The sequence below is a fragment of the Methylibium sp. T29 genome (assembly GCF_000576205.1).
In the GTDB taxonomy this organism is placed as follows: Bacteria; Pseudomonadota; Gammaproteobacteria; order Burkholderiales; family Burkholderiaceae_C; genus Methylibium; species Methylibium petroleiphilum.
Map to the genome: position 1 here is coordinate 1 of NZ_AZND01000220.1, position 5,528 is coordinate 5,528.

4 protein-coding genes and 1 pseudogene are annotated in these 5,528 nt (G+C 70.4%); all 5 read right to left on the reverse strand.

Features of this window, described 5'->3' with window-relative positions; all coding sequences use genetic code 11:
- Nucleotides 1-470, reverse strand: a pseudogene (locus x551_RS17850) (ABC transporter permease); the annotation flags it as partial.
- 13 nt (nt 471-483) lie between these two features.
- Nucleotides 484-1,467 (reverse strand): ABC transporter permease, encoded by a 984-nt coding sequence (locus x551_RS17855; protein WP_036249849.1) that lies wholly within the window; start codon nt 1,465-1,467, stop codon nt 484-486.
- Nucleotides 1,464-3,206, reverse strand: coding sequence for an ABC transporter substrate-binding protein (locus x551_RS17860; RefSeq protein ID WP_253950410.1), 1,743 nt, complete (start codon nt 3,204-3,206; stop codon nt 1,464-1,466). The genes x551_RS17855 and x551_RS17860 overlap by 4 nt, the downstream gene beginning before the upstream one ends.
- Nucleotides 3,207-3,814: 608 nt before the next feature.
- A complete protein-coding gene (locus tag x551_RS17865; RefSeq protein WP_011829345.1) occupies nt 3,815-4,774 on the reverse strand; it encodes an LD-carboxypeptidase in 960 nt (319 codons plus the stop codon).
- Nucleotides 4,774-5,391 (reverse strand): tRNA adenosine(34) deaminase TadA, encoded by a 618-nt coding sequence (tadA, locus tag x551_RS17870; protein WP_036249853.1) that lies wholly within the window; start codon nt 5,389-5,391, stop codon nt 4,774-4,776. Before tadA ends, x551_RS17865 begins: the two co-directional genes overlap by 1 nt.
- Nucleotides 5,392-5,528: the final 137 nt, after the last annotated feature.

Sequence of the window (5,528 nt, forward strand, 5' to 3'; positions counted from 1 at the left end):
AGCCCGGCCAGCGCGCGCCGCGTCACGTCGGCGGCCCATTGCGTGGCTGGGTCCTGGAGGTGGGCGCCGGCATGCTGCAGCCGCGGGTAGCCGCGCTCGGTGCTGCCGCCCACCTGCAGGCTCTGCTTCGCGAAGCCCTGCCAGGCCAGCGGCCGCGAGTAGGTGGCCTCGCGCATCTCGAACTGGCGCGCCAGCAGCGCATCGAGCACCGATTCCGCGCGAGGACTGTAGGCCTGCACCTGCCCCTCGCCTGCCGGCAGGGCGCGGCGGAAGTGCAGCGAATCGAGCAGCGCCACCGTCCCGAAGGCCAGAAGCACCAGCGCGGAACACAGCGCCGGCGCCTCGCGGAAGGCCTTGCGCCAGGGCCGCCGCGCCTCCGGATTGCGCCATATCCACCAGGCGTACAGCGTCACGCCCAGCACCAGGAGCAGCATCACCGCGTCGGTCCAGAGGAAGACGAGTCGGGGCATGCCGTTCGCTCCCTCAGCCCAGCCGCACCCGGGGGTCGGCCCAGGTGTAGAGGATGTCGATCAGCACATAGGACGCGATGTAGAGCACCGAGCCCACGAACACCATGCTGCGAACGATCGCGAAGTCCTGGCCGCTGATGGCGTCGATCACGTAGGCGCCGAGGCCCGGGATGTCGAAGAAGCGCTCGAACACCAGGCTGCCGAGGAAGACGTAGGGCAGGTAGGCACCGGCGCTGGTCATGATGGGCAGCAGCGCGTTGCGCAGCACGTGACGCAGCAGCACCACGTGCTCGGCCAGGCCCTTGGCCTTGGCGGTGCGCACATAGTCCTTGTTGAGTTCCTCGAGGAACATCGCGCGGTAGAGCCGCGCCTCGCTGCCCAGGCGCGACAGCAGCGACAGGCACACCGGCAGCACCAGGAAGCGCCAGGCGTCCCAGCCGGGCGAGTAGCCCGAGATCGGCACCAACCGGAACACGCGCGAGAACAGGTACTGCCCGACGATGATGTAGAACAGGCTGGAGATCGACAGCATCACCACGCACAGCACGACGCCCCAGAAGTCGAGCCGCGAATGGCTGAAGAACACCAGCAGCAGCGCGAACAGCGTGCTCACGATCACCTGCAGGATGAACAGCGGCAGCGCGAGCTGCAGGCTCGCCGCCATGCGGCTCTTGATCTGCGTGCCGATGTCGCCGGCCGACTCGGCGTCGGCGCGGCCGAAGTCGAGCGCGAACAGGCTGACCGAGCGCTCCCAGAAGATGGTGTTCGTGGCCTGCCGGGTGCCGGTTTCCGCGGCGTTCCAGTACAGCGGCTTGTCGTAGCCGCGCTCGGCCTTCCACTTGTCGACCTGCTCGGCGGTGACGCGCTTGCCGCCGATGTTGAGCCGCGCCATGTCGTCCGGCGTGTTGACGGTGAAGAACAGGAAGAAGGTGAACAGGTTGACGCCGAGCAGGACCAGCAGCCCATAGCCCAGACGGCGCAGTGCGTAGGCGGTCATGCTCCGGCGCCCTCCCCCGCGCGCGCGCCGGTGGCCCCGCGGCCTCGCGCGGTGCTGCGCTCGCGGGCCATGAACACCCGGCGCGCCAGCCATGCCACGGCAAGCGCGGCCAGCGCCATCAACCCCAGCGGCCACCACTGCGGCCGGTTCCACTCGGCCTGCTTCGCGACGCGCAGCGCCGGGTCGACCCGGTAGTAGCGCGCCATGTCGCGCACCATCACGCCGGGCTTGCCGTTGTGCACCCAGGGCTGGAAGGCGCTGGCCGAGTACGGGAAGAAGCCGAAGGTCCAGGGCGCGTCCTCGCGCAGCAGGGCCACCATCTCGTCGATCAGCTGCTGCTTCTGCGGCCCGTCGTCGAGCAGGCGCAGGCGCTCGTAGCGCCGGTCGTACTCGGCGTTGGCGTAGTTGGCGGCGTTCTCGCCGTCATTGCCGGCCTTGGCGTTCGGGCCGTAGAGCAGGAACAGGAAGTTCTCGGCGTCCGGGTAATCGGCCAGCCAGCCCCACCAGAACACCTGCTGCCGACCCTTGCGCATCTTGTCCTGGAACTGGTTGTAGTCGGTCGCGCGGATCTCCAGCGTGACGCCGAGCTTCGCGAACTGCTTGACCATCCAGTCCATCTCGGCCTTGAGCTCGGGCGTCGGGATGCGCTGGTAGTCGTAGTTCAGCACCAGCGGCCGACCGCTCGTCGCGTCGCGACCGCCCGGATAGCCGGCCTCGGCGATCAGGCGCTCGGCATCGGCGAGCGGTCGCCGCTTGATCTCGCCGTTCACCTGCACATGCGTGACCGGGTTGAAGCCGGCCGGCGTGCCGTGGCGCGAGCCGAACATGCCGGCCGGCAGCGGGCCGTGGGCCGGCTCGCCGCCCTTGTTCGGAAACACGCGCACGTACTCCTCCCAGTCGATCGCGATCGACAGCGCCTGCCGCAGCTTGCGGTTCTTCACCTGCTGCTCCGGCGTGTCGCCCTTGCCGATCACCGGATCCAGCCAGTTGAAGCCGACGTACCAGTTCGACACGTCGACCGCGCGCGGGAAGCGGAAGCCGCGCTCGGCGAACAGCCGCCGCGTCGCCTCGGAGTCGTCGGCGTCGGCATGGAACTCGATGCCCCACTCGGGGCGCTCGATCTCCGGCACGTCGGAATAGCCCTGGATGAACTTCGACTTGATCGGCACCTTCTCCTTCTCGGCACGGAACACGAGGCGGTCGACGAAGGGCATGCGTTGGCCGCAGTCGGCCAGCAGCTCGGGCGTATCGTCCGGCGCGCCCTCGCAGGGATACAGGTCGTCCTGCCGGTAGTTCGGGTTGCGCTCCAGCACGTGGCGGCGGTCCTGCTCGTAGACCGTGGCCATGTACGGTCCGGTGCCGACCGGCCAGGTCTCCAGGCTCATGCCCTGGCCCGCCATGCCGGGCTGGGCATAGAAGGCATCGGCCTCCCAGGGGATGGGGGCAAGGAAGGTCATCGCCATCCAGTACGGCCACTGCGGGTACTTGCCGAGGATGCGGATGCGCAGCGTGTGCGGGTCCGGCGCCTCCGCGCCGGCCAGCGGGAACCTGCGCAGGTCAAGGAAGGGCTTGTCGAGCGCCGACGCGGGCAGGCCGGCGAGCAGCTTGCGGTCCTCGGCGTGCAGCAGCGCGCCGTAGTCCTTGAGCCCCAGCACATAAGCCGAGAACACCGAGAACACCGGCGCCTGCACCCGGGTGCTGGCATGGCGCTTGATGGCATAGACGAAGTCGTCGGCCACCAGCTCGCGCGTGCCTGGTGCTCGAAATCCAGCGGCGAGTGGCGATCGCCGAGTTCGGCACGCGTCAGCGCATGGTCGGTGTGGTAGCGGTAGCGGCCCTGGCCGTCCTTCGCGAAGGCCGGGTGCGGTGCGTAGCGCACGCCGTGCTTCAGCGGCACCTCGTAGACGCTGAGTGCAACCTGCTCGCCCGGCGCGTCGTCGGGCAGCGGCTGGCCGGCTTTGTCGAAGTATTTCGGGGCGACGACGGCCACCGCGACCTTGGGCACCAGCTGATAGGGCCGCTTCAGGTAGTGGTAGCCGTAGAGCGGCTCGTAGACCTGGTAGGTGATCTTGGTCTCGTCGTTCGAGTACGACGCGGTCGGGTCCAGGTGGCGCGGCGATTTCTCCTGGAAGCCGGTGAACAGCGTGTTGGTGGCCGCCTCGCCGGCCGGCAGCGGGCTGTTGTTGCAGCCGGCCACGAGGGCCGCGCCGCACAGCAGCAACGCCAGCCGCCGGGACAGCGCGGGGAGGAAGCGACTCGACGGCGACGACACGGTGGGCGGCGGATCAGGCTCGGAGCGGAGGCGGCAGGCCCGATGGTAGCGAGCGGGGGGTCCGCGCGCCGCGCCTCAGGCCCAGCCGATCATCGCGTCGCGGCCCTCGACGACCAGCGTGGCCCGACGCCCGACCGGCAGGCAGACCTTGGTCGGCACGTGGCCGAACGGCAACCCGGTCAGGATCGGCGTGCGCGTCGTGCCGCGCAGGTGCTCGACGGCACTCCTGAGCGTGTAGCCGCGGTCCAGCGGCGACTTGCGGTAGTCGGTGAAGCCGCCCAGCACCACCGCCTTCTGCGCATCCAGCACGCCGGCCTGCTGCAGCTGCAGCAGGCTGCGCTCGATGCGGTAGGGATGCTCGTTCACGTCCTCGAGGAACAGGATGCCGCCCTTGACGCGCGGCCAGTGCGGCGTGCCCAGCAGCGACAGCAGCACGCACAGGTTGCCGCCCCACAGCGTGCCGCGCGCCTGCAGGCCGTCGAAGCCGACCTCGGTGCGGAAGCCGATGGCCTCCAGTTCGCCTCGCATCGCCTCGGCGAAGCAGGCCTCGGTGATGTCGTCGACGCCGCCCTGCTCCGGCGTGCGGCCGAAGTCGTCGCAGGCCAGCGGGCCGGCCCAGGTGGGGCGCTGCGTGTGGGCCAGCACCGCGAGCTGGAAGGCGGTCTGGTCGCTGTAGCCGACCCAGCGCTTGCCGGCGTCGATGGACTGCGCGATCAGCGGGTAGTCGATGCGGTCGAGCAGGCGCGTGAGGCCGTAGCCGCCGCGCGAGGCGAGCGCGATGTCGCGGCCGTCGCGCGCCACGCGGTGCAGCGCCGCGAGGCGCGTGTCGTCATCGCCGGCGAAACGCTGCGAGCGGGCGCGCGCCGAGTCGTCGACGTGGGCGTCGAAGCCGAGCCGGCGCAGGTGGCGTTGCGCCCGGGTGAGCGCCGCGCCCTGCGCCACCACGCCCGACGGCGAGTGGATCGTCAGGCTGCGTGCCGGTGCCTCATGGTCGTGGTCGTGACCATCGTGGTCGTGCGAGTGGGGGGCGTGCATCAAAGGTCCGTCAGGTCGCCAGGCATCGTGTCTTGCATCTCGATCACCTCGACGATGTTGTAGTCGGTTTCAGGGGCGCCCGCGGCCGGCGCTGCCGGAGCGGCGGACGACTCGTTGCGTTCGCGGCGCGCCTGCGCACGCCGCTCGGCGAAGAACTCGCGCAGCAATTGGCCGCAGGTGTCGGCCAGCACGCCGCCCTGCACCGCGGTGTGGTGGTTCAGCTGCCGCTGCGCGAACAGGTCGATCACCGAACCGGCCGCGCCGGTCTTGGGGTCGGCGGCGGCGTACACCACGCGCTTGAAGCGCGCGTGTACCAGCGCCATCGCGCACATCGCGCAGGGCTCCAGCGTCACGTACAGCTCGCAGTCCGGCAGGCGGTAATTGCCGAGCAGCTGCGTGGCGTGGCGCAGCGCGACGATCTCGGCGTGCGCGGTCGGGTCGTGGGTGGTGATCGGGCGGTTGTAGCCGGTCGCCACGACCTGGTGCACACCGTCGACCTCTCGCACGATCACCGCACCGACCGGCACCTCGCCCACCAGCCAGGCGTTCTGCGCCTGGTCGAGCGCGAGCCGCATCGCGGCCTCGTCCTTGCGCGCCTGTTCGGCGGAATCGCTCATGCAGCGGGCCTCACGGGTTGGCGCCCTCGACGCGGGCCGGGACCTGCTGCATCAGCCGGTTCACGTCGTCGGCGACGCGGCGCTGCAACTGCTGCGACTGCTGAGCCGGCGTGCCCGTGCCGGCCGGCAGCGCCACG